General features: G+C 41.5%; 17 protein-coding genes and 1 tRNA gene. 5 read left to right on the top strand and 13 right to left on the bottom strand.

Going from position 1 to position 23,537, the window contains the following annotated elements; genetic code table 11:
• Positions 1-2: 2 nt before the first annotated feature.
• Positions 3-917: a rhodanese-related sulfurtransferase gene (locus FD723_RS16595; RefSeq protein WP_179066303.1), complete on the bottom strand. Its 915-nt coding sequence runs from the start codon at positions 915-917 to the stop codon at positions 3-5.
• A 76-nt stretch (positions 918-993) separates the two neighbouring features.
• Here FD723_RS16595 and FD723_RS16590 point away from each other — a divergent pair.
• Positions 994-1,066, top strand: a tRNA-Ala gene (locus tag FD723_RS16590).
• Between the two features lie 209 nt (positions 1,067-1,275).
• On the opposite strand, the gene FD723_RS16585 is transcribed toward FD723_RS16590, so the two are convergent.
• The 4 genes from FD723_RS16585 to FD723_RS42850 all read right to left on the bottom strand — a co-directional run bounded on the left by FD723_RS16585 (position 1,276) and on the right by FD723_RS42850 (position 3,271).
• Positions 1,276-1,704, bottom strand: a complete 429-nt coding sequence (locus FD723_RS16585) for a hypothetical protein (protein WP_179066302.1) — start codon at positions 1,702-1,704, stop codon at positions 1,276-1,278.
• Between the two features lie 224 nt (positions 1,705-1,928).
• Positions 1,929-2,699, bottom strand: a complete 771-nt coding sequence (locus FD723_RS16580; RefSeq protein ID WP_179066301.1) for a tRNA(His) guanylyltransferase Thg1 family protein — start codon at positions 2,697-2,699, stop codon at positions 1,929-1,931.
• The gene (locus FD723_RS16575) at positions 2,689-3,138 is read right to left on the bottom strand and encodes an ATP-binding protein (RefSeq protein WP_179066300.1); all 450 of its coding nucleotides are present in this window, start codon (positions 3,136-3,138) and stop codon (positions 2,689-2,691) included. Before FD723_RS16575 ends, FD723_RS16580 begins: the two co-directional genes overlap by 11 nt.
• 10 nt (positions 3,139-3,148) lie before the next feature.
• Complete coding sequence (locus FD723_RS42850; RefSeq protein ID WP_256874839.1) at positions 3,149-3,271, bottom strand: hypothetical protein; 123 nt, start codon at positions 3,269-3,271, stop codon at positions 3,149-3,151.
• A 1,274-nt stretch (positions 3,272-4,545) separates the two neighbouring features.
• Here FD723_RS42850 and sigC point away from each other — a divergent pair.
• Both sigC and FD723_RS16560 read left to right on the top strand, forming a co-directional pair.
• Positions 4,546-5,796 carry an RNA polymerase sigma factor SigC gene (sigC, locus tag FD723_RS16565; protein WP_179066298.1) on the top strand — a complete coding sequence of 417 codons (1,251 nt, stop codon included), beginning with the start codon at positions 4,546-4,548 and terminating at the stop codon, positions 5,794-5,796.
• A gap of 420 nt (positions 5,797-6,216) precedes the next feature.
• A complete protein-coding gene (locus FD723_RS16560) occupies positions 6,217-6,672 on the top strand; it encodes a Fur family transcriptional regulator (protein WP_012407750.1) in 456 nt (151 codons plus the stop codon).
• 132 nt (positions 6,673-6,804) lie between these two features.
• On the opposite strand, the gene FD723_RS16555 is transcribed toward FD723_RS16560, so the two are convergent.
• Positions 6,805-7,947, bottom strand: a complete 1,143-nt coding sequence (locus FD723_RS16555; protein WP_179066297.1) for a peptidoglycan-binding protein — start codon at positions 7,945-7,947, stop codon at positions 6,805-6,807.
• 9 nt (positions 7,948-7,956) lie between these two features.
• Positions 7,957-12,192, bottom strand: a complete 4,236-nt coding sequence (gene cobN / locus FD723_RS16550) for a cobaltochelatase subunit CobN (RefSeq protein ID WP_179066296.1) — start codon at positions 12,190-12,192, stop codon at positions 7,957-7,959.
• 94 nt (positions 12,193-12,286) lie between these two features.
• On the opposite strand from cobN, the gene FD723_RS16545 reads away from it, so the two are divergent.
• Positions 12,287-14,377: a GAF domain-containing sensor histidine kinase gene (locus tag FD723_RS16545; RefSeq protein ID WP_179066295.1), complete on the top strand. Its 2,091-nt coding sequence runs from the start codon at positions 12,287-12,289 to the stop codon at positions 14,375-14,377.
• Between the two features lie 94 nt (positions 14,378-14,471).
• On the opposite strand, the gene FD723_RS16540 is transcribed toward FD723_RS16545, so the two are convergent.
• Positions 14,472-15,743, bottom strand: coding sequence for an MFS transporter (locus FD723_RS16540; protein WP_179066294.1), 1,272 nt, complete (start codon positions 15,741-15,743; stop codon positions 14,472-14,474).
• A gap of 516 nt (positions 15,744-16,259) precedes the next feature.
• On the opposite strand from FD723_RS16540, the gene FD723_RS16535 reads away from it, so the two are divergent.
• Positions 16,260-16,652, top strand: a complete 393-nt coding sequence (locus FD723_RS16535; RefSeq protein ID WP_179066293.1) for a hypothetical protein — start codon at positions 16,260-16,262, stop codon at positions 16,650-16,652.
• Positions 16,653-17,367: 715 nt separating this feature from the next.
• Here the strand turns inward: FD723_RS16535 and proC are convergent.
• From proC to FD723_RS16510, 5 genes are all read right to left on the bottom strand, one after another.
• Positions 17,368-18,189, bottom strand: coding sequence for a pyrroline-5-carboxylate reductase (proC, locus tag FD723_RS16530; protein ID WP_179066292.1), 822 nt, complete (start codon positions 18,187-18,189; stop codon positions 17,368-17,370).
• A gap of 204 nt (positions 18,190-18,393) precedes the next feature.
• The gene (locus FD723_RS16525) at positions 18,394-19,500 is read right to left on the bottom strand and encodes a zinc-binding dehydrogenase (RefSeq protein WP_179066291.1); all 1,107 of its coding nucleotides are present in this window, start codon (positions 19,498-19,500) and stop codon (positions 18,394-18,396) included.
• A gap of 143 nt (positions 19,501-19,643) precedes the next feature.
• Entirely contained in the window at positions 19,644-20,438 is a 795-nt protein-coding gene (locus tag FD723_RS16520; protein WP_179066290.1) for a hypothetical protein, read from the bottom strand.
• Positions 20,439-20,797: 359 nt separating this feature from the next.
• Positions 20,798-22,807 (bottom strand): ABC transporter ATP-binding protein/permease, encoded by a 2,010-nt coding sequence (locus FD723_RS16515; RefSeq protein WP_179066289.1) that lies wholly within the window; start codon positions 22,805-22,807, stop codon positions 20,798-20,800.
• Positions 22,808-22,967: 160 nt separating this feature from the next.
• Complete coding sequence (locus FD723_RS16510; RefSeq protein WP_179066288.1) at positions 22,968-23,111, bottom strand: hypothetical protein; 144 nt, start codon at positions 23,109-23,111, stop codon at positions 22,968-22,970.
• Positions 23,112-23,537: the final 426 nt, after the last annotated feature.

Here is a 23,537-nt window from a genome sequence, read left to right as displayed (position 1 = left end):
CTTCAACTCAAATCCTGATTTTTGTTACCAATTTGGGTTTGGTAGTGCCGCCATTTTTCCTGCTGACGCGCTCTTTTCTCTTCGGTGAGGCTATCAAAACAATAGGGACAAGATAGACCTTGCTCATATTTGGGAGACGCTTTATCTTCCTCAGAAATCGGACGCCCACAACAGAAACACCGCTCACAACTCCCTTCCTCTAACCCATGACTCACAGCTATCCGCTCATCAAAAACAAAGCATTCCCCTTCCCATAAACTTTCTTGTGCTGGAACTTCCTCCAAATACTTCAGAATGCCACCTTTGAGATGATAGACTTCTGCAAAACCTTGGGCAAGCATGAAAGATGAGGCTTTTTCACAGCGAATGCCCCCTGTACAAAACAGAGCAACCTTTTTGTGTTTAGTTGGGTCGAGATTATTTAGCACATAATCGGGAAATTCTCGGAATGATTCAGTTTGGGGATTTTCCGCCCCTTGGAAAGTACCGATATTCACCTCATAATCATTGCGGGTGTCAATCACAGTTACTTCTGGGTCGGAAATTAAATCATTCCATTCTTGGGGATTGACATAAATCCCAACTTGCTCACTTGGATCAATTTCCGGCAACCCCAAAGTCACAATTTCTTGCTTTAACCGCACCTTCATCCGCTCAAAGGGTGGGGTTTCAGTATAGGACTCTTTGGATTCTATATCTGCTAGACGAGGGTCAGAACGCAGAAACCAAAGAACAGAGTCAATGGCCTGGCGCGAACCAGCAATTGTACCGTTAATCCCCTCTAGTGCCAGCAAAATCGTCCCCTTGACACCTTGCTCTTGGCAGTAAGATAGTAGAGGCTCTCGTTTCTCGGCAAAATCTGGCAGTTTGACAAATTTATACAGTGTTGCGACAACTTGGAGCTTTTCTGGCTTCATCCCTTTGGTAATTGCACAATATTAAGTTACAATAGCAACGACAATAAAAGTTATCTACTATTTTTTTTAATTTTATGGGGGTTTAGCTCAGTTGGTAGAGCGCCTGCTTTGCAAGCAGGATGTCAGCGGTTCGAGTCCGCTAACCTCCATTGGAAATATCTGATTAAAATGTTCGATGCCTGCGACGGACTACACCGACGGATATATATCAATCAAAACCCCATCCCTTTATCGGGAATGGGGTTATTTTACCTGATACGCAAAGGGTTGGCTGGTAGCTTGCTTCCCCGTAGGGGTACGTAGTAAAACCCAACATCAACCCTCGATATTTCCGAACACCTTTTACAGTGACATGTACTTAGTTAGAGGAATCTCTAGATAAGGAGGTTAACTGTGACCTGACAGCACTCAGGTAATTTTGATCGTTCAAAAATTGCGGTGGTAATTTGTTAGCACTGACAGCAGCCTTAACTAAATCTTCCGCAAGAATCTTTCGGTTCTGGCGTTCAAAGATGAGAGTTCCTGCACTGGGAATGCCCTGCTGCTCTAAACCACCTTGGTAAGCAAGAGAAACAAGATTGAAGGGTTGGAGATAACGATCAGTCGTGGAATTACTGAGTAAGGTATTAGAATTGATTGCAGCTTTTATTGGCTCCTTCTTTGCATCACTGGTAGCACTAGCATTACCGTAGTTGTTACTTGTGGCTGGTTGAGCGTTAGCAATTCCAGATATCAGAGCAACTGAAGCAATCAGAATTCCAGAATTGATCAAAGTTGCAAGTTTCATAGGTTTATCCTTACTTAACTTAATTAGGTAGGTGCGATTGAATTAATTTTTTCTAGTAACAGTGTCTCTTTTCTTATAAACGTTAACTCCCTGCGTTTGGTTCACCCGATTGGTTGAATTGTTTCTCACCCATTCGGGTGAGGTTCTGAGACTGTCAGAAATAGTGTAGTAAAAAATATTTCACTTTTGCAAAGGTATGCCTCCATTCATTCACCAACAGTATCTTAGAAATCGCCTGGATTATTCAAAAGTTTGGCAATAAACTTGCTGTAGTCATCCTTCATTGGCAAGTCCAAATCTTGTCTGATGCGTCGCCGTAGCGTTGGGATAGTTTCACAGATGATGGGGTTGAATCCCTGCTTTTCGTATTCTTCCCAATACAGTCCCACACCTCGTTTTTGCCAATTGGGCAGATGATTAAAATTAATCCCATGCTGGAATAATAGTTCGTTTTTATCGGCAACAGATAACCCTTTCATCATGCTGGTTGCTTCAGTTGCACTTTTGCCATCTCGACGCAGACACCAATAACAATGAGCATTGAGAGCATTTCTGTGGGCATCTTGACTGCGCCAACGAAAATAATTTACTACTTCTTCTATATTAGGAAGCTGCGAAATGCGACAGTCAAAGCAGCCAATAGCACCTAATAGTAAAGAAAATTTGGCACTGGCTTCACCTGCTAAAACCGAATTTAGTTTTCTTGTTTTTCGGTTAAAAGTGTTTTCTTGTTGAGCAAACAGTAGAGAAATTTCATCACTTTGGGTATAACCATAAGTGATATCTAACCCGCAGTTGAACAAATGTTCGACAGTTGTAAGCATCAAATCTCGAAAACGAATATCGTAGGGAGCCTCAAATTGATGTACTTCTTTTGTCAGGCGAGTAAAGCTGCGTCCATCTAATCTTGCAACTATGTAAAGTCCAGGTAGCACACAATGATCGTGTGCTGTCTCAAACACCCGCATTTTGCTATCAAGTTCATCAAATTTCACGGTTCAATTCCTCAACAACGAATGAATTATTTAAGTCATTTTTCACCGAATAAAGTGCATCAAAATCTTCGATCCAACTCGGTAAATTCAGCTTTTTATACGTTGCTAACAGCCCAACCAAAGGCACGATTTCTTCAGGATGTCTCTGGCTATTTCGTTGCTTGCAGTCTTCGAGTTGAGATTGAAAGTAGTAACCCACAACCCGGAAACCTTTCGCTTTCGCTGGAGTAATATAGCGTTTTCTTTCTTCCACAGTCGGGTTAGTATTGTCTACAACGAACCGCTGTTTAGCTTCTAAACAAGCTTGAAGAAAAATTTGCTCCCGATGACGGGTTTTGAGCATATCAAGGTTAATGCGGATGTGAGTATTAAAGAAGCGATCGCGATAAAAGGTAGTTTTACCTGCTCCCTGAATGCCTACAAAAATAATTGCTTCCATGATCGATCGCTTATTGTTCTAGCCTCACACCGCGTCCCCGCAACAACTTCACAGGATCGACATCCAATAACAACGCCGCCGAAAATCGCTCTAAATTAGCTTCTAGGTAGAAGATGTTTTTCTTTTTTATCAAAACTTTTAATTTTGCCTTTGATGAAAGTTTTTGTATTAATACCTGTCTGTAGTACATGTAGTATATATGCGTCAAGGGACACTACGATTTTTTGATCGGTTAGACGACGGAGGTAGACTGCCCAACTAGAAACAAATAGTAGTATGAGGTGTATACTGTACAATCGCTTGTAAATCACTTATTAAGATGTAAACTGCAAAAAATTATTCTATTGTTATGACTATAAAGCTCCATGCCGAAAAAAACCTTCTCACGGCAAGCACTGGTATAAAGATAAATCAAGAAACAGAAAACGAAAAAGTTCTATGTTCTCATTGTCAGCGCACCGCTACGAACGGTATTAAATGTAAAGGTATTTGTGTGGCTGACAATGACTATTAAGAGTTGATTTATCAAACAGAATTCAGGAGTCAGGAGTCAGAATTCAGTTGGGTATTCTGCCTGACTGGTGGATAGCGCAGCGGTAGCGAGTATTTTTTAGTCGCGTCTTGATTCTGACCGGAGGCGGAGCGTCTCCGGCTCCGCTCCTGAATTCTTCAAAAAGTTAACGATAAATCTTTGTGCCCTTAGCTGCCACCACCGAATCTAGCCTAGCGTTCCCCAGTTGCGTCAATTCTTCTAGCCCTAGTTTTTTGTTGAGGATCGCTTGACTTTTAAGACAGTCGCTACAAATCTTCTTAACCTACACAGTATTAAATACAGTTGAGATGAGATTTCCGCCGATTCTTGTTGAAACTGACAGGTTAGTACGGCACTGAGAGAGTATTTGATAACTTCCCCACGTCTTCTATCTCCGTGTCGAAAGAATTTTTGCCGTTAATACTAATCACTTCCTCAATATCTATTAGTTCTACTTATACCTGAATAATCCTGAGAAAAAATTGGTAAATCGTCAGGATATTACTTTTGTGGGCATGTAAATGTGACTATGCCAATTATAAAGATGACATTCACTGAAGGATGTTTATACTGTGTTACAAAAGTTACAATCAAAAGCCATCGAAGTTGAAATATTAACTAAGTAGTTGAAATATTGAAAGCCTAGCTGTGGATTGAAATAGCTATTGGTTGAATCAAAAATTTAGTAGCCGATTAAGTTCAGTAATACTGTATCCAATAAAACCATTACAGTTAATTTCTAAAAAAATTGTAATGGAACCTTCAACTATGTTAGTTCATCGTTAATCACGGGAACAATAGCAACAGTTGAATAGCTGACCGTAATCTAAGCTGACCGAAATCTATTGTTACCTGGAGCCATTGAGACGATCTTTATGCCAGCAACATCTTTTTATGCAGACGCCCCCTACAACACCAAAAAGTCCCGCCAGGCTTTGGACTCGGATCTCACGGTTGATGACAGTGAGTTATCGGTAGATGACCTACAGGAGCTAGAACTGGCTTCTGTTGACAATGCTAACTTTGCTGCTAGCACTAACCGTCGGAGTACAGACCTAGTACGTCTATATCTTCAAGAAATTGGTCGGGTTCGCTTGTTGGGGCGTGATGAAGAGGTTTCAGAAGCTCAAAAAGTCCAACGTTACTTGCGGATGCGGATAGTACTTGCTAAGGCTGCCAAGGAAGGGGATGAAGTGATTACGCCTTATCTTCGGTTAGTTGAAGTTCAAGAACGTCTTACTTCCGAACTGGGACATCGGCCGTCTTTGGAAAGATGGGCTGCTACTGCTGATATAGTTTTATCCGATCTTAGGCCAACTTTGGCAAATGGCAAACGTCGCTGGGCTGAAATCGCCAAGTTGACTGTAGAAGAGTTGGAGCAAGTTCAGTCCCAAGGACTCCAAGCAAAAGAACACATGATTAAGGCGAATCTTCGCTTAGTTGTGTCTGTTGCTAAGAAGTATCAAAATCGTGGTTTGGAATTGTTGGATTTAGTCCAAGAAGGTACATTAGGTTTGGAGCGGGCTGTAGAAAAATTTGACCCAACGAAGGGTTATCGCTTCAGTACTTATGCTTACTGGTGGATTCGTCAGGGTATTACACGAGCGATCGCTACTTCTAGTCGCACCATCCGCCTTCCGGTTCACATTACCGAAAAGTTAAACAAAATCAAAAAGGCTCAACGCAAAATTGCTCAAGAAAAAGGTCGCACTCCGACTTTAGAGGATTTAGCAACTGAGTTAGAGATGACACCGACCCAAGTCCGAGAAGTTTTGTTGCGGGTTCCTCGCTCCGTTTCTTTGGAAACCAAGGTAGGAAAAGATAAAGACACTGAGTTAGGCGAATTACTCGAGACTGACAGTGTAACCCCAGAAGAGATGTTGATGCGAGAATCTTTACAAAGAGATTTGCATCATCTTCTGTCAGATTTAACTAGCCGGGAACGCGATGTAATTTTGATGCGCTTTGGTTTGGCTGATGGTCATCCTTATTCTTTAGCAGAAATTGGCCGCGCTCTTGACTTATCGCGCGAACGAGTCCGCCAAATTGAATCCAAGGCTTTGCAAAAGCTACGTCAACCCAAGCGCCGCAACCTGATCCGCGATTATTTGGAATCTCTAAGTTAGTCATTTGTCATTAGTCATTTGTCATTAGAAAATTACACTTGACAAATGACTAGGGACAAAAGGCTGATTTGATCCCCAGTCTAAAAGCCTTTTATAGGCTTACAGCAAATAATTAGCATTAAATTGTACAAGAGTTTTCCCCAAATCTTTGCTCACATATTTTGAAGGTCGGGAGTAACTAGACAATTCAAATTTAACTTAGGCAAAATTCAACGTCAAGGGATGCAATGGTTACAAGTATCCTAACTATTAACTGTATGCAAATTAAATGCACTACAGCTTATTACTTGAATTTTGATCAAGATTTGATGAATTGTTCTTAAATATTTAGTACAAATTCTCAATAGGCAATGATTGTTGCAAATTGCTCCCAAGATTTGTTATATTCTCAACTAAAGAGCTTTGTTGAGAAATATTAGTATGACTGTCTACACAACTACTTCACTCAAGGCAGAACTGAACGAACGAGGCTGGCGTTTAACTCCCCAGCGTGAAACAATTTTACATATTTTTCAAGAACTTCCGCAAGGAGAACATCTGAGTGCGGAGGATCTTTATCATCGATTAGAAACTGATGGTGAAGGGATCAGTCTGTCAACTATTTATCGGACTTTGAAGTTGATGGCCAGGATGGGAATTTTACGGGAACTAGAATTGGGCGAGGGACATAAGCATTATGAGATCAACCAGCCCTATCCTCATCATCACCATCACTTAATTTGTGTTAGATGCAACTCAACTATTGAGTTTAAAAATGATTCAATTTTAAAAATTGGGTCAAAAACCGCTCAAAAAGAAGGTTTTCACCTCTTAGACTGTCAAATGACTATTCATGCAGTATGTCCCAAGTGCCAACGGGCACTGATGCCGCTTTAGCACTTGGGTGGATAAATAAGACGAAACTACTCAAATTTACCAAAGAATTGGAATTCTGAGCAGTTCGTAATTTGCTGTTACTGGAGGCAAGCAACCAGTTGGGAACTGATACTAACGACACCAAAGCGGATGTTAAAAGCGTCCGCTCTTAAGATCCTTGAGACTGATGCCATAGAATTCTTGGGCTTGTTTAATCGCTTTTTTGGTGTCATCTGCCATTACACCATTCAGCTTGCCTTTATAAAAACCCCGCTCCCGCAGTCGAGTTTGGATTTCTAGGGTATTAAATTCGCTTTTGCTAGTGGTATTAACTGAGCTATATAACTTAGCTCGCGTGGTTGGGCCAGCAACACCACTTGCTGTTAAGAAATTAGCTGCTTGAAATCTCTTTACAGCATCAGCAGTAAAGGGGCCATAGTAGCCATTTGGCTCTCCCTCTAAATATCCTGCCTGGATCAATTGCTCTTGAAGGATTCTAACAGGCTCACCGCGATCGCCTACACGAAGCTTGTCTCGATTGACTACCTTTTTAGGAGCCTCTTCTCCATCACCAATGCCAACTCCTGGCAGTTTACGTAATGTTGCTGGGCCTGCAATGCCATCAACGCTTAATTTGTAAGAATCTTGGAATCGTTTAACAGATTCTTCGGTAATTGGACCAAATATTCCTGTGGCGTTTCCGTAATAAAAGCCGGCAACTCTTAACCGTTCTTGCAAAGCTCTCACATCTTCACCTTCATCCCCCTTAGCAAGGTAGTTGGGATTGCGGCGTTTGCTGGCGGCTGAACTAACTGAACTAGTAGTACTAGGCTTTTTAGCCTGTTCACTTACAGCAGTAGTTTTTTTAGTTTGTGTAGTTGCCACAACTGTGGACTTTTTGGCTTGCCAACTTTCTAATTTTTGCAGGGTGCTTGCTCCAACAATGCCATCCACTGGTAAACCAGCGGCCTTTTGGAAGCGCCGTACAGCTTCTTGTGTGGATACGTCATATACTTGGCTAACAGAAGCTTGGTAAAAACCTGCTGTTTTTAACTTTTGTTGTAGATTTCTGACAGAAGGGCCTTGATCGCCTTTTTCTAGTGCCATGACGCTGCTCACAGCACCAAGAATAGATAAAGACAGAGCAAGGGGCAACATATACTTCCAAGCCCTACCAGAAAGCCTTTTCCAGTCTGGCGCAGCTGCTTTGTTAAACAAAGAACTGAGGGATACCAATTCACTGGGTGTGCTGTCTTCGTAGGCGAAAGCTAGGTGCAAATACGCAAGATTTTCCATATTTGTTTCCTACACCATTGATTTTTCTTCGATAACTGCTTCAGCTTGATGTACTAGGTTCCTCAAAGCTTCTAATGTTCCTATATTTACATCCTCCCACAAATTGCGCTGATGTGCTTCTAATAATTTTTCAGCAATATCACGCAGAGCATAAGGGTTCTTTTCCTGGATAAATTCTACAACAACTGGATCAAGTAAATAAACGTCTACTATCCCTTGATACATGTAATCTTCGACACATTTAGCTGTAGCATCGTAGGCGAAGAGATAATCTACTGTCGCTGCCATTTCAAAGGCTCCCTTGTATCCGTGACGCATAACTCCTGCAATCCATTTGGGATTAACTACGCGAGAACGATACACCCGTGCAATTTCTTCTTTCAGTTGGCGAACGCGTGGTTGGGCGGGTATAGAATTATCTCCAAAATAAGTTTGAGGATTTTTTCCCTGTAGAGAACGCACTGCTGCTGTTAAGCCACCCTGAAATTGGTAATAATCATCAGAATCGAGTAGGTCATGTTCCCGGTTGTCTTGATTGTGCAGGACAACTTGCATTTGGGACAAGCGTTGTTTGAAGGCTTCGGGGGAGGGGAGTGGGGAGTTAGGAGTTAGGAGTGAGGAGTTAGGAGTGGGCATTGGGGATTGGGAATTAGGAAGAATTTCTCCCCCTTTGCTCCTCTGCTCCCCTGCTCCTCTGCTCCCCTGCTCCTCTGCTCCCCTGCTCACCTGCTCACCTGCCAAGTTTCCTGAAGAATAGGCGTAAGAACTCCAGTTAATGTAGGCGCGGGCTAAATCTTCGTCATCTGTCCAGTTTTGCGATTCGATTAAACCTTGGAGTCCGGCGCCGTAAGCACCTGGGCGAGAACCAAAGATGCGATAGCGCGATCGCACCACGGCTGCTTCTAAAGTTAATCCTTGGCTTGTCCACAAATCAGTCTCTTGGCGAACTGCATCCGCTAGAGGATTTTGTTCTGGCGGTTCATCTAAGTCTGCTACTGCTGATACTGCTTGATCGAATAAGTCAATTAAGTTGGGAAAAGCATCACGGAAGAATCCCGAAATTCGCAAGGTGACATCTACACGGGGACGCCCTAAAATCGCTAGGGGCAAAATTTCAAAATCTACTACTCGCCGCGCTGCACCATCCCATACAGGTTGAACTCCGAGTAAAGCCAAGGCTTCGGCTATATCATCACCGCCTGTTCTCATGGTGGCTGTTCCCCACAATGATAAGCCTAGTGTTTTGGGATACTCACCATGTTCTTGAGTGTAATATTCTACGAGAGTTTCGGCGGCTTTTCTGCCGATATCCCAAGCTGTCTCTGTGGGAATGGCACGAATATCTACAGAATAAAAGTTTCTCCCTGTTGGTAGAACTTCTGGGCGGCCGCGTGTGGGTGCGCCAGATGGGGCGCTGGGGACGTAACCGCCATCGAGTCCGTGTAATAAATGGGTGATCTCTTCGGGGGTTTTTTGTAAGGCTGGGAGGAGGCGATCGCGTATCCAGTTAAGGGTAGTGCTGAGTGGGGAGTGAGGAGTTAGGAGTTCAGAATTCTGAATTCTGAATTCTGAGTCCTGATTTATTAGTTGTTCTACTAAAAGGGCGGCATTTTCTTCTAGGACTTCGACGATATCGCCGAGGGTGCGGCATTGTGTACCATTGACTATTGAGTATTCACCGCTAGTCATTGACAAATCGGCTGTGAGGGGATCGAAATCTAGTCCCCAGTCTTGAGCGATCGCACGGGTAATGCCTGGAGAATGGCGATTGGGGATGCGAGCGATCGCTACTATTAAATCTCGCAGTTGCCTTCCTTGGGGACATTGCCCAAAAATATGCAAGCCATCACGGATTTGGGCTTCTTTCAATTCACACAGATAGCCACCGATAGAATTCAAAATTAAAGATTCCGAATTAAAAATTTCTGTTTCATTTTGGATTCCCAAATCTAGATGGAGATTTTCTTTGATTACCAGTTCGTGGATGCGATCGCGAATCACTGGCAAACGCGAAGGATCTAAACTGTCGGCTTCATAATACTCATCAATTAAATTTTCTAACTGTTGCAAAGAACCGTAGAGTTCCGCGCGAGTCATCGGCGGCGTGAGGTGATCTATAATCACCGCTTGAGCGCGACGTTTGGCTTGGGAACCTTCACCAGGATCGTTGACAATGAACGGGTACAGGTGGGGAAGTGCGCCGAAGGCTACTTCTGGATAACAATTACTCGATAAAGCCACACTTTTACCCGGTAGCCATTCTAGATTTCCGTGTTTTCCTACATGAACTACAGCATCAGCACCAAAGGTTTCTCTAACCCAATAGTAGAAAGCTAAATAATCATGGGTTGGTTCTAAATCCGGCGCATGATAATTCAAACTGGGGTCATTATCATAACCCCTTGCTGGCTGAATTCCCACAAAGATGTTGCCGAGTTGAATTCCGGGAACGGGGATAGAGGCAGAGGGGCAGGAAGCAGGGAGCAGGGGAGAAGAGTTTTCACCTTTGCCTCCCGCACCTTGCCCCATTTCCCAACGTTCACTAATACCTTGCTGTACTGCTGGCGGTAATGAAGCGAAATATTCTTGGTATTCTTCCCAAGAAACACTTTGGTGTACTGGAAGCGATTCTCTACTTTCTGGATCGTTGGTTACGCCAGATGTCAGCCGTTGAATCAACTCGTCTCCTTGAGCAGGTGGATTTTCTACTTCATACCCAGCTTGATGTAAAGCTTGCAGGATTTCTACACAACTCGCTGGGGTGTCGAGTCCTACACCATTGGCGAGGCGGCCATTGCGGTTGGGGTAGTTTGCCAGAATCAGGGCAATTCGCCGCTCTTGGGGCGGCTTGGAACGGAGACGCGCCCAATTTGCTGCTAGTTTAGCAACGAACTCAATGCGATCGCTCACTGGTTCATAAATTACCACATCTGTCTCTAAATGGGGATTACGAGTTTGCAATGCTTTAAAAGACACAGCACGAGTAATAATCCGCCCATCTACTTCTGGTAGCGCCACATTCATCCCAATATCGCGGGGAGAAAGCCCTTGAAACTGTGACTCCCACTGCTCAATTGATCCGCCACTGAGAATTACCTGCAATACAGGTACATCTAATTTTTGCCAAAGTTCGGTTTGGGGTGTTTCACTTTCCAAGCGTGCTAGAGAAAAACTGGTAGTATTTAGCAGCACAGCGATTGATTCGGCTTCTTTGGGTTGAAAAAATTCACTCAATTCAACTTGCACATCAGGTTCACGCAATGAAGAAACAAATACTGGCACTGGTTGTAAATTTTTCTGTACCAAAGCTTCGCATAAAGCATCAATTACTTTAGTATTTCCCGCTAAATAATGAGCGCGGTAGAAAAGGATGCCGATTTTGGGAATTGGGGATTGGGGATTGGGGGCTGGGGATTGGGGACTGGGGACTGGGGATTGAGAGATTTGAGATTCTGAGGTGGATGAATCCAGTTCCGAGGTGGATGAATCCAGTTCCGAGGTGGATGAACGGAGTTCTGAGGTGGATGAACGGAGTTCTGAGGTGGGTGAACGGAGTTCTGAGGTGGATGAATCCAGTTCTGAAGTGGATGAATCCAGTTCTGAGATGGATGAACGGAGTTCCGAGGTGGATGAATCCAGTTCCGAGGTGGATGAATCTATTTGTAACTCTCCCCTTCCCAAATCCCCAGTCCCCAATCCCCACTCATACAATCCCACACGCGGAATCGCCTGAGGTGGCGCAGGATTGTATGCAGTTGATAAACAACTATCGGAGATAAATTGCAGAGCATTAACGAAATTTTCCACACCGCCTTCGCTAAAATACTGCCATATTTGGTTAACAATAGCCAAGGGCACGGTAGACTGGGAAATTAAATCGGGATCAAAAGCGTCATCCCCTGGCATTACAATGAGGGTTCTACCATTACGTTGCACAATTTCTTGCACTACTTCTAAGCCATAACCCCAATAAGAGCGTCCTCCTAACAAGCGTAAAATAACTACTTGGGCATGTTCTAAAACCTGCTCTCCATAAGTATCTATACTTAATTGTTGCTGCAACTGCAACAGGTTGGCGACTCTTAAGGCCGGAAAGCTTATAGGTAATTTGGGAACCGCAGCTGCCAAGGTTTGAATGTCGGTATCAGCAGCCGTAATCAACACGAAAGGTGCTGGAGTTTGTTCTAAAAAAATTAAACCTTCTGACTGATTCCATCCACCCGATGTGCTACTTATACGATGCATAATCCTGTGTTACCGTTTTAAATTGTTGGTTAGTACATAATCAAAAGAAACTTTTTTCCCTGCATTCAGCCCCTTCTTACCAAAATGACTGCAAATGCTTAGTTCTCCTGATTTGAGCTTTTCTCGAACCTTGCCTATTGTTGTATTTAATCAGCTTGGGGTGTTGTTAGAACAGATGGCTCAAACGGTGGGAAGTACCGCTCTGATACTGACAGAAGTTGTGTTGGTGCGGATTTACATACCTGTAAAGTGGCAAAGGCAAAGGTTTACGCTAGTGGTTTCTGAGCAATTTAGTGCGCTCTTGGTAGGAACCTTTGAGGAGGAGGAGGAGAGCAGAGGGGCAGAGGGGCAGGAAATTCACTCCCCACGGGCTAAACGCCCCGCTACCGCTAACAGCACTCAGCACTCACTCAATACTCAGTTGACGTTTAATTTAGAGGCGATCGCTTCTTTTGTCTGCGAATTGAGAGATTTATTTAAGTGCGATTCTGATACTCACCAAAATCTTGAACGCTATCAGCAAATTATTAGACCCAATGATGCCACACTCCAAAGTCAATTTACGCTGTTGCTATTAGAATATCTCCTAACTCAGCCAAACCAAGAAATAATAACACCTCCAAGCCCGATTGATCCGGCAGTTTATATCTGTCAGCCAGTGGAAGATGCTTTAAAAAAACAGATTTCCCAAGAGCGGTTGTTGAATCAGGTAACAACACAGATCCGCAAAAGCCTGGATTTGCCTGTCATTATGGCAACAGCGATTACACAGGTGCGTGAGTTTCTGGAATTAGACAGATTAGTAATTTATAAATTTGCAGGTTCCCAAGTTAGTACTCAACCATACCAGTCTGACACTATTCCCTTAAATGAAACGGCACTGGCAACAGGTATGGAACTATCAGTTACGGAACCTTGCGAAATCTATTTTGCTATACATGAAAACAACGGTGAACACTCGCCTTTTGTATCAGTTAATAATAAAACCCTCTTAGAAGACTACCAACAATATGGAGGTTATATTGTCTATGAAGCCCGCGCTACAGATGCGATTAGGTCGGTATTGAATTACACAGAAGAAAATTGTTTTATTCGAACCTCTCAATGTTGGGAGAAGTATTGCCAAGGCTTTACCTTAGCTGTGGATGATGTCGAAAAAACTTATGCTTTGGAAGAGTGTTTGTTGAATTTTTTAAGGGAATGCCAAGTTAAGGCTAAGTTCGCTGCACCGATTATCTTTGAAGACAAACTGTGGGGATTGTTGATTGCTCATCAGTGCGATCGCCCCCATCAGTGGAATGATGGCGAAAAAAACTTGCTGATTGCGATCGCCGAACAATTAGCGATCGCCATTCACCAAGCTGAGTTAATGCAAACCCTTACCCAAGAAAAACAAAATCTCGAACAACGAGTGATTGAGCGGACAATAGCTCTCCGTGATGCTCTCCTTGCTGCTGAAGCCGCTAACCGTCTCAGAAGTGAGTTTCTCGCTACTATCAGTCATGAACTGCTCACGCCTTTAACTTATGTGATTGGGATGTCTTCGACGTTACTACGTTGGCCTTTGGGTGAATTGAGTCAACGACAACGGGGTTATCTGCAAACAATCCACGATAGTGGAGAACATTTATTAGAAATGATTAATGACATCCTCGATTTATCGCAAATCGAGGCTGGGAAGACAGCTTTAAATATTTCGGAATTTTCTTTGGTGAATGTTGCTCAAAATGCTGTAGAGTCACTGCGAAAAAAAGCAACAAGCGAACAAATTAATCTCATATTAGATTTGCAAATCGATCCCAGTCGCGATCGCTTTATCGGCGATGCAGAAAGAGTAGAACAAATTCTCTGGAATTTGTTAACTAATGCGATTAAATTCACCCCTGAAAATGGCAGCGTTACCTTACGTCTTTGGGTGGAAGATGACACTGCTATTTTTCAAGTGGAAGATACCGGAATTGGTATTCCTGAAGAACAATTACCATTACTGTTTGAGAAATTTCAGCAACTCGATACACCCTATCGCCGCCGCTACGAAGGCACCGGAGTTGGACTAGCTTTAACGAAACAACTTGTACAACTCCATCGGGGTCGAATTGAAGTAGAATCAACTGTTAGTATTGGCTCAATTTTTACTGTATGGATACCAACTCAGGCAGTGAGAGTGTTTAGGAGTGCTGAGTAATGAGTAATGAGTAAAAATACTTGTCCCCAGTCCCCAGTTATTCTTTCATTCAAGGCTGTGAAACTTGTTTCATCAGGACTGCCTTCTGCCTTCTTCACCGATCGATCCAACGGCTCACTGCTGGCAGTTGTGTAGAGAACCATAGCGCACCTAACATACTTAAACTGCCACAGACAATCAAGGCATTAGTCGCACCAAAGTTATGCGCCAAAGTTCCAGCCAACAGGTTCCCAAAGGGCATCATACCCACCATTGCTAAAGCATAAAAACTCATCACCCGTCCGCGCTTATCTTCGGCAACTAGGGTTTGGATAATCATATTACTACTAGTAATCATGAGGATAGTAAAGCAACCTGTAAACACCAGTATGACGATCGACAGCCAAACTTGACGCGATAGTGAAAAGGAGATCAGACTCATCCCAATCAAGACTTGAGAAACTACAATCAAACGCTCTAAACCCGCAATCCCTCTCCTGATACTCAGATACAAACAAGCAAACAGCGATCCAATCGGCGCTGAGGTACTCAGGTGAGCCATTGTAGTTGCATCCCCATTTAAAATCTTAGCGGCGAAAATGGGCATGAGCGCGATATGAGACATTCCGACTAAACCTTGTAACGCCAGTATTAATAAAATTGCTTTAATGGGCTGGAATTTGGAGACATATTCAAAGCCCTCACGCAATTTCTGTAAAGTATCGCTAAGGTTCGTCAGGGTCAGCATGGGTCTGACTTTCAGCCGCATCGCTAGCAGGGTAAAGATGGCAGGGATATAGCTGAGAGTATCGTAGAGAAAACAATATTTCACCCCTAGCGTCGCAATCAAAATCCCGCCCATAGCTGGCCCCAATACCAGCGAGGAACTTAACATCACTGAATTCAAGGCGATCGCATTACTCCAATCGGCGCGATCGCCTACGGTTTCGGTGACAATTGTATGGCGCACGGGCATATCTAATCCCTTGAGCAAACCATTGAGAACACTCAGTACCAGTAGGATGGGAAATGTAATCCAATTCTGAAAGGTCAGAATCGTTAAAGCCAGGGAAACGCTGATTCCCAATATCTGCACCACCATTAACAAATCCCGACGGCTCCAGCGATCGGATAGTACGCCCGAAAAGGGAATCAGTAATAATGTCGGTAAAAATTGTACAAACCCTGCAACTCCCAATAACCAAGCCGATTTAGTCAAATCGTATACCAGCCAAGGAATAGTCAACTGCTGGGTCATAAATGTCCCAGACATTGATAGTAACTGTCCCCCAAAAAACAGGCGAAAATTACGCCAACGAAAGGCGGGTAAATGGTGGTAAAGGGTTTTACTTATGCGATCGCCTACTTGTCCATTCCAAATTTTCATAAGGAGGAATTTTAATATGCTCTACGAATAATTAGGTTAACTAACAATTATAGGATAATTGCGTAGTTTACCGCCGCAGGCATCGCTTATCTGTCTGGGCTAACACCTTTGCCCAAATAAGCTCAGATGCATTTAAAAAATAATCAATCGTTGTGTAGGTAGAGGAACAGGGGGAAAGAAAAATATCATCTGAATAAATTGGGTAATTTATTCTCTGGAAGTCCCCAATATTTGAGCATTGGATCGCTATCTAAGCGATCTTGTAGCTATTTACACAAAAAGTACAGTTAGTAATTATCATTCATTAACTGTTTTAAATATTTTTATCTTTAACTGTCTTAACTGTCTGCTTAACTGTTTTAACTACTATTGCATTTTATTGATAAAACTGAGATTATCTGTTTGTCAGATAATTACAAAAAAATAAATATGAATTGTAGCTTTTAGTTAGGCTAAATAGATATTACTGCGCTTATTAATGTTTAACTAATAGATAAGTATTTGAGGTTGATTAAAATGGACGAAATCGTTAAAAAACTTGCTGGTCTGGGTCTTCCTGGTGTAATTCTCGTGATTCTAACAGTTACATCAGGAGGTAGCTCTGCCACAGTAGCAGCTACCCTGACAGCATTAGGAGGGCCATTTGGCATTCTTGGAGGTATAGCTCTCCTTGGTCTAATAACAGTTGTGGGGGATGCTGTAGCTGGATCTGGACTTGAAGCAATTGTTAAGGCTATTTATAAAGAACGTAGCAAAACCGAATCTGTTCAATTTCTCCTTCAAGAAATTAAAGGTCTACCGATTACAGAAGAGCTAAAACTCAAACTGAAAAATGAACTTAGCTCAGAAGTCGTTATTGATGCCCAAGAAGTTGAGATTCCGAAAACAGTCAAAATTGTTGAGGAATAATTTTGATGGCTAGTTGTTACTTAACGTCAACTTATTAAATCGAGTTAGAAAAAAGCTGAACGATTTAACAAGAAAGGCAGAGAGCAGTCCCGATGAAACAAGTTTCACAGCCTTGTATGAAATAGGGACAAGGAGGACAAATAGTAAATGACTCTCTCAAGTCAGGAGGCAGGAGGCTGAAGGCTTTTATGGAATTCTGATTCCTGCCCACAGAAGAAACCGAAGTCCGTAAGGGTTGAGGTCTCACACCCAAAATCTCTGCCACAGGTGTCTTGCAATCAGTGTAGGTCTGAACGCGAGTGCGTCTCCGTCTCCCCTTGGGGGAAGCCTACACGCTCATTTTGCTTCAATAGTGCCTATATCTGAGGGTTGACCACCACCCTGCGGATAAAACATAGTGCTATCAAGTACACAATAAGAACCCCGTTCATCATCGGCAACATACTCAATGTGAGCATTATTTAGTGAATTTATACGTATCTTTAAGATAAGCAAGTACTGTAGACATAAATCAATCTCTCTATTTGACTCTTTCGTTTCCATACAATGTATTTTAAATACTGCTTACCAGAAACTTCAAAAATAATTTTATCTGTTTCAGTTTCAGGTAGAGGTACTTCTTCATTACTTAGTTAGAATACGAGCTTCATTACTTAGTTAGAATACGAGTCTATACTTGCAACTCAGAACTATCTTTGCAGTCGAGTATAGTTTTTCAACTGATATTACCTAATTGTTGAGTGCGGCTCAAAGCAGCAAGTACTGCATTAGAGATGAGAGTTCGCATACCACCTTTTTCTAACTCGTAAAGACCAGCAGCAGTCACTCCTCCAGGACTAGTTACCTTATTTCGTAAGACTGCTGGATGTTCATCAGTCTGAAACATCAGTTCTACACTGCCAGAAATTGTGTGCAATGTTAGTTCTTGGGCTTGTGCGCGAGTTAAACCCATTTGAACCCCAGCATCAATCATGCCCTCAATGTACAGAAATATAAATCCAGTTCCCGCGCTACTCAACGCCGTAGCCATATCAAGGTAATGTTCATTTTGGGTAGCAAATTCCTTGCCCAACGCTTGTAAAATGACTTGGGTATGCGATCGCTGTATCTCTGTCACACTTGATGATGCACTCCACACCGTAGTCCCATGACCCACTTGTACTGCAATATTCGGCATTGTACGGACAACAGCAGGATGATTCAACCCTTGGCACAGAGATGGAATACTCACTCCACCCACAATACTAATTACTAAAACATCAGGTGAAATTTTATCCTTCAGCATAGCCATAACAGAGGCTAAAACCTGCGGCTTCACTGCCAATATTATAATAGATGCGCCAAGAACCGCTTCTAGATTGGAGGTTGTAGTACGTACTCCATATTCCCTTTCTAAATGAAGGCATCGCGTAGAAACTGGATCGCTAACTATAATTAGCTCGGCTTTTTGAACAATTTTCGTCGATAACAATCTAGCCATTATCATTTCGCCCATCGTGCCACCGCCGATAAAGGCAATTTGTAAATTGTCGAGCATATCTTTTCCCTATTTTCTAAGTCACTCGATTTGAGATTTTGGATTTACGATTGTTGATTGAGTCACGTCGCATGAATCCACGATGCTTGAATAATGAAATTGTTTGATTTTCACTCGCGTCTGAAGTCGCTTGCTCGAAACTTTTTTAGATTCTAGATTTTAATCTAAAATCTAAAATCGTCTCGGTCATTTAATATATTGATATCAAGGTAGATTAGGTTGAATCACAGCTTTTAATACAGAGCCTTGCTCAACATCTGCCAGCGCTTGATTAATTTCTTGTAGTGTGTATGAACGACTGATTATGTTTGACCAATCAATATTTTTTTGAGAATTACTATGACGTTTTAATAATTCAATCATCCTGTAAAAATGGCTGAAATCAATTCCCCAAGTTCCCCGAATATCAATATGTTTTAGATTAATTTCTAAATGTGGATTGATGAGAATTTCACCCGTATTGGTATAATGCCCGACAATCACATAGCGGCCTCCATTTCTCGTCATATTCAAACCCTCTTTGACAGCAATGGGAATGCCTGTGGCTTCAATAGTGACATCAGCACCGTGTCCGTGCGTTAGTTCCAAAACCCGCTCAATATGTTGTTGTGGATCGTTAGCCTCAATTACCAGGGTTTCATCTACACCGAAAGATTTGGCAACTACTAATCGACTCTCATATTTATCAATGACAATCACTTTGCCCGCACCTGATAGCAAGGCTAAAATTGCTGCACTCAAACCCACAGGCCCACAACCCTGAACTACGACAACATCACCAATTTGAATCTGCGCTCGCTCAATGGCGTGTAGTGCAGTTGGTAAAGCACATCCCCCAGCAATGAATTGTCTTGGTGAGACTTCTTCAGGTAAAGTGAGAACTTTTACCCCTGGTTTGAGGTAAATTAGTTCAGACCAACCACCCAGCAACCCATCTTTCGCTGAGTAGGTGACACCATAAACTTTGCGTTGTGGACAGCGAGTGGAAGCTTTGGCTACTAGACAATACCAGCAGTTGTAACAAGTTTCGTGAACATCAAGAAAAGTTGCGATCGCTCCAGGCTGAATTAATTTACCATTGACATCGCTAACCTGACCACCTGTTTCCACCACACGACCAACACTGAAGTGGCCAGGGATGATTGGATAGGGTACTCCCTCTAAATGCCCACGTAGTAAATGTACATCAGTTCCACAAACTTCACTATATAAGGTTTCAATAATGATTCCACCCTTTTCCAAAATCGGGTCTGGTAATTGTTGAACTTCAACTGGTTGATTAGGTGCAGTCATCACAGCTGCTTTGGGCATGAATCATTACCTCACTGTGGATAGGGGATAGGGGGTAGGGAGTAGGGGTAGGGGGATTAGAAATTAGCGTTTTATGAGCCAGGGTGATGGATTATTGATTTTTCCATTCCCCCTGCTTCCTGCTCCCTGCCTCCTACTCGGCTTCAAGACCAAAAAATAATTTCACCATTAGGAAGTAAGCCAATCATGGAAGTGAAAGCCACACGCTGTCCATTCATGGGTTCAACATAGTGAAAGTTGCTTGTATTGAAAAGAAAGACATCTCCGACATAAGGTTGGAAAGCGATCGTATCTGCATCCGCAATTACTCTATCACTATATCCGTAGGAATCGAGTTTATATTGCTTATCTTCTGGTTGACAACGACGATCGTAAATACGCGTTTTCCCTTGATTGTTGTCAGACAATTTTAAGTACAAAGTCCAGGAAAGTTGAGCAGTAATCGTACAAACTTCCCAACCAGATTGCTCCAAAGGAGCAAAATCAATATGAATTTGGGTACCATGCTCTATTTTTCTGATCAATCCTGCATAATAACTACCGTAAAATGGTTCAGAAGCAATTCGCACCTTCGCGCCGCACTCTCGGAACTTCTCCATTATGCGCTGCAATGGATCGAAGGAGGCTGCTGTAATAGAGTTTCTTAATTTAGTAGCTCTTTCTACTTCTTTAAAATAATCTGCTTTACCAATACTATTGTATTCAAACACTGTGATCCCAATTTTTTCAATTTTAGGACTCACATCTTGATAAGCGTCAAAATTGAGCAATTGAGATTGAGTATATAACATCTCACACTCTTGGGGTGTGGCAAATTCCTTTAGGCGAATCAGAGGAATTCGCTGTTCAAGTAGCATTTTTAAAGATTCTTTAGTGAAGGGATACTCTTGTTTGTTATCCCACATCGACGATTTAATCTGGTTAGAAGTAGTAGTCATAATACAGTTACCTTTTGCTAATTAGCGACATTATTTACTTTCTGATTGATATATTTCGGTTTCACCCAACAAGGCAAAAGTAAAAATTTAAAAGGCACTCATAAATAAAAATGGTTTGAGAGCAACTAAATTTATTGATGGAAGGAAATAAAAACATTTATTTCCAGTGGAAAGTAGCGCGTTCGCATGATTGCGTCTCGTAGAGAGAAATAATACATCCTTAATCATTTCTCCTCAATTTATTTATGGCGATTATCTTTTTACTTTTTAGTTATTAAGATATTGACTAACTCTTTGGAGGATGTTTGGAAGGTATTGGGTGAAAAGCTGATTTTTTGACTTATCAAGGATAGCAGCCATTAAACTCTCGCCCATTTCAATACTTTGGGATCTTTATCATATCCATAGGTAACGCCGTCCCTAGTAGTTATAGACTCTCCTTTGCTTGCTTTGCTTCTAATAGTGCTAAGAGAATAGGACGTTAGTTCATTCATTTCTTTATGAGTAAGCTTTTCGCTTGTGCTTATTTCTGACTTATTTTGAGCTTTATATTGAGATGAATCATCTATTTTAATTTGAGCATCTGCTGGGGGTTTAGTAAGACTTACTTTTTGATTGCGATAGTTCTGAACAGTCACAAGTTGCCAACTAGAATCTTGTGACAATTCCAAAACCCATTGATGATAATCAAACAGGCTTTCACGATGCCCAACACTGATAAATGTTGTTTTTGTTGATTGTAACTGTTGATATAAACTTCCTTCATTTTTCAAATCCAAAGCACTCGTTGCTTCATCTAATATAGTAAAGCTAGGATGAGTTACTAACAGTCGTGCAAAAGCCAAACGTTGTTGTTCTCCTATCGATAATATATTCTCCCAAGGAACTTCAGTATCAAAGCCATCGACTCGACTAAGTAAGTTTTGCAAGTTGACTTGTTGTAATACTGCTTTGAGTTCTACGTCAGTCATCTGACGATTAGTATTAGGATAAAGTAACTGTTCGCGCAAAGTTCCTAAAATTATGTAAGGACGTTGGGGTAAAAACAAGACTTCTTCTAAAGGAGGTCGCACTAGACGCCCAGTCCCAGCGTTCCACAAACCAGCGATCGCTCTCAATAGAGAACTTTTACCTCGACCACTTGGCCCAACAATCAATAAACCTTCACCTGGCTGAATCGACAACGACAAATCTTCAACAATCACCTGTTCATAGTCGGGCGTTTGTAAGGTGACATTCTCAAAAGTAAGATGGTTTTCTTCTATTGTTTTAATAGTACTGACATTCTCTGGTTCTTTAGTTACTTCTTCTAAAGCATTTGAAAATTCAGATAACCGTTCAACATAGCTAGAAAATCTCCCAGAATTCCCAAACTCATTAATTAAATCACCCAAAGCATTAGCAAAAAAATAGCAACATACAGATGCTTGGATAATTTCTCCAAATTCCATTTCACCTCTAATCTGTAAAGGCCCAAATACTATATATGGAAATATTTGAATTACAGATTGATAACCTCGATTAAAAATCTCATTATTCCTCTCCCAATCAATTTTGCGTTTAGCGTTTTTTATCAAATTACTAAATCGGCGGGCAATAATATTTGATTCCTGCTTCTCTCCTCGAAAGAAAGCTACCGATTCAGCATGAGTGCGTAAATGAGTCAGACAATAGGTGTATTCAGCTTTCGCTTCAAGTTCTTCTCGATTAATTTTATTTAATTCTTGGGTCAAGTAAACAGCAATCAAGTTTCCTATAATCGTATAACTAACTAAAATCAGTGCAACAGACTGAGAGATTGACCAAAGAACTAATAAAAAAGCTGACATCTCTAGTATTTTTTCTAGGAGAGTAGCTGAAAAACTTAAAGCATTGCTTGCAATGGGTTCGATCTCTTGAGATAAACGTTGATCTGGATTATCAATACTAGATTTAAAGTTGATTTTGTAATAAGCTCGACGATTTAAATATTTTGATAAAATCTTATTATTCAGCCATTGATACCAATCTATAGCAATTTTTTTTCTTACTAGTCTAGAGAACCCTGCTAAGAGAGTTCCCAATGCCAGAGCTGAACCATAAAGTAGTAAAGCATCATAAAACTTAGAGATTTCCTTCTCTTTAATGATGATATCGGCCAAATAGCGATTAATAAAGCTATTAAAAACATTTGCACTAACAAGCGCAATTATTAATAATATCAGGAGAATAAGCATTCCCCATGAGCGAATCACCTCTGAAAATGCTCTGTCTCCTGGCTCGTTTGGATACCAGTAAGGTTGGGCGACGGCTTTTACGTCTTTCCAAAATTGAAGAAAACCGAAAAAAGCATTTGTTGAAGGTTGAGCTTGAATAACTTGGGTTGGCATATTCTGAAACTAAACTAAGACTTTACGTAATAAGTAAGCTAGTTATATAGAAGTAGTGTGAAGGGTCAATTACTGACTAACTAAGCATTATAGCCATAAAGAAAGTAGCAAATTGACCTAATGTAATTGTTGGGCTTTTTGGAGAATTATAGGCTTTCTATCACAAATCGGTAAACATACTTGTGAAGGTATTATTTAGCCCAATATTTCTACTAACTGAGGCATTCATTAATCTGCTGCAAGCTCCTTGATGTCGAGAGTTGACAGCAGTTAATAAGTTTTCAGCAAATAATTTTTGCGCCATGTTTCATATTTTATAACGCAGTATAAACCAATTTACATTTTATTTTTTGTTTTTATCCCAATTTACCGAGCAGATATCTCTTAACTGTCTTAAATGTCTTAAATGTCTTAAATGTCTTAACTGTCCGCTTAACTGTCCGCTTAACTGTCTTAATTGCTATTGTATTTTGTTGACTGAGGTGAGATAATTCATAAGTTCAATTAAAAAATACAGCTTTAAATAAACAAACTCCGGTTATTAAGACTGTTGCCAATTTAGAGGGGGAGTTGATGATGCTGTCACTATTAACTCGCTGTTCTCTAATGTTTGGCAAAAACAATAAATCCTAAAAATTCCTTTTAGATTTACCATAAGGATTTTTTAGCGTATTGTCGCAGTATAAAGGGTTTGAGCATCCAACCTACCTTGTACTTGTAAGCCAAACAC

It is taken from the genome of Nostoc sp. C052 (assembly GCF_013393905.1).
Taxonomy (GTDB): domain Bacteria; phylum Cyanobacteriota; class Cyanobacteriia; order Cyanobacteriales; family Nostocaceae; genus Nostoc.
This window is presented reverse-complemented; position numbering and strand designations above follow the sequence as displayed.

Coding starts and splice junctions, on each gene's coding strand:
- FD723_RS16525 (WP_179066291.1), bottom strand. CDS start 19,500: ATGCCCAAAGCAGCTGTGATGACTGCACCTAATCAACCAGTTGAAGTT.
- FD723_RS16545 (WP_179066295.1), top strand. CDS start 12,287: ATGCTTAGTTCTCCTGATTTGAGCTTTTCTCGAACCTTGCCTATTGTT.
- FD723_RS16560 (WP_012407750.1), top strand. CDS start 6,217: ATGACTGTCTACACAACTACTTCACTCAAGGCAGAACTGAACGAACGA.
- FD723_RS16515 (WP_179066289.1), bottom strand. CDS start 22,807: ATGCCAACCCAAGTTATTCAAGCTCAACCTTCAACAAATGCTTTTTTC.
- proC (WP_179066292.1), bottom strand. CDS start 18,189: ATGCTCGACAATTTACAAATTGCCTTTATCGGCGGTGGCACGATGGGC.
- FD723_RS16555 (WP_179066297.1), bottom strand. CDS start 7,947: ATGGAAAATCTTGCGTATTTGCACCTAGCTTTCGCCTACGAAGACAGC.
- FD723_RS16575 (WP_179066300.1), bottom strand. CDS start 3,138: ATGGAAGCAATTATTTTTGTAGGCATTCAGGGAGCAGGTAAAACTACC.
- FD723_RS16540 (WP_179066294.1), bottom strand. CDS start 15,743: ATGAAAATTTGGAATGGACAAGTAGGCGATCGCATAAGTAAAACCCTT.
- FD723_RS16520 (WP_179066290.1), bottom strand. CDS start 20,438: ATGACTACTACTTCTAACCAGATTAAATCGTCGATGTGGGATAACAAA.
- sigC (WP_179066298.1), top strand. CDS start 4,546: ATGCCAGCAACATCTTTTTATGCAGACGCCCCCTACAACACCAAAAAG.
- FD723_RS16585 (WP_179066302.1), bottom strand. CDS start 1,704: ATGAAACTTGCAACTTTGATCAATTCTGGAATTCTGATTGCTTCAGTT.
- cobN (WP_179066296.1), bottom strand. CDS start 12,192: ATGCATCGTATAAGTAGCACATCGGGTGGATGGAATCAGTCAGAAGGT.
- FD723_RS16595 (WP_179066303.1), bottom strand. CDS start 917: ATGAAGCCAGAAAAGCTCCAAGTTGTCGCAACACTGTATAAATTTGTC.
- FD723_RS16535 (WP_179066293.1), top strand. CDS start 16,260: ATGGACGAAATCGTTAAAAAACTTGCTGGTCTGGGTCTTCCTGGTGTA.
- FD723_RS16510 (WP_179066288.1), bottom strand. CDS start 23,111: ATGGCGCAAAAATTATTTGCTGAAAACTTATTAACTGCTGTCAACTCT.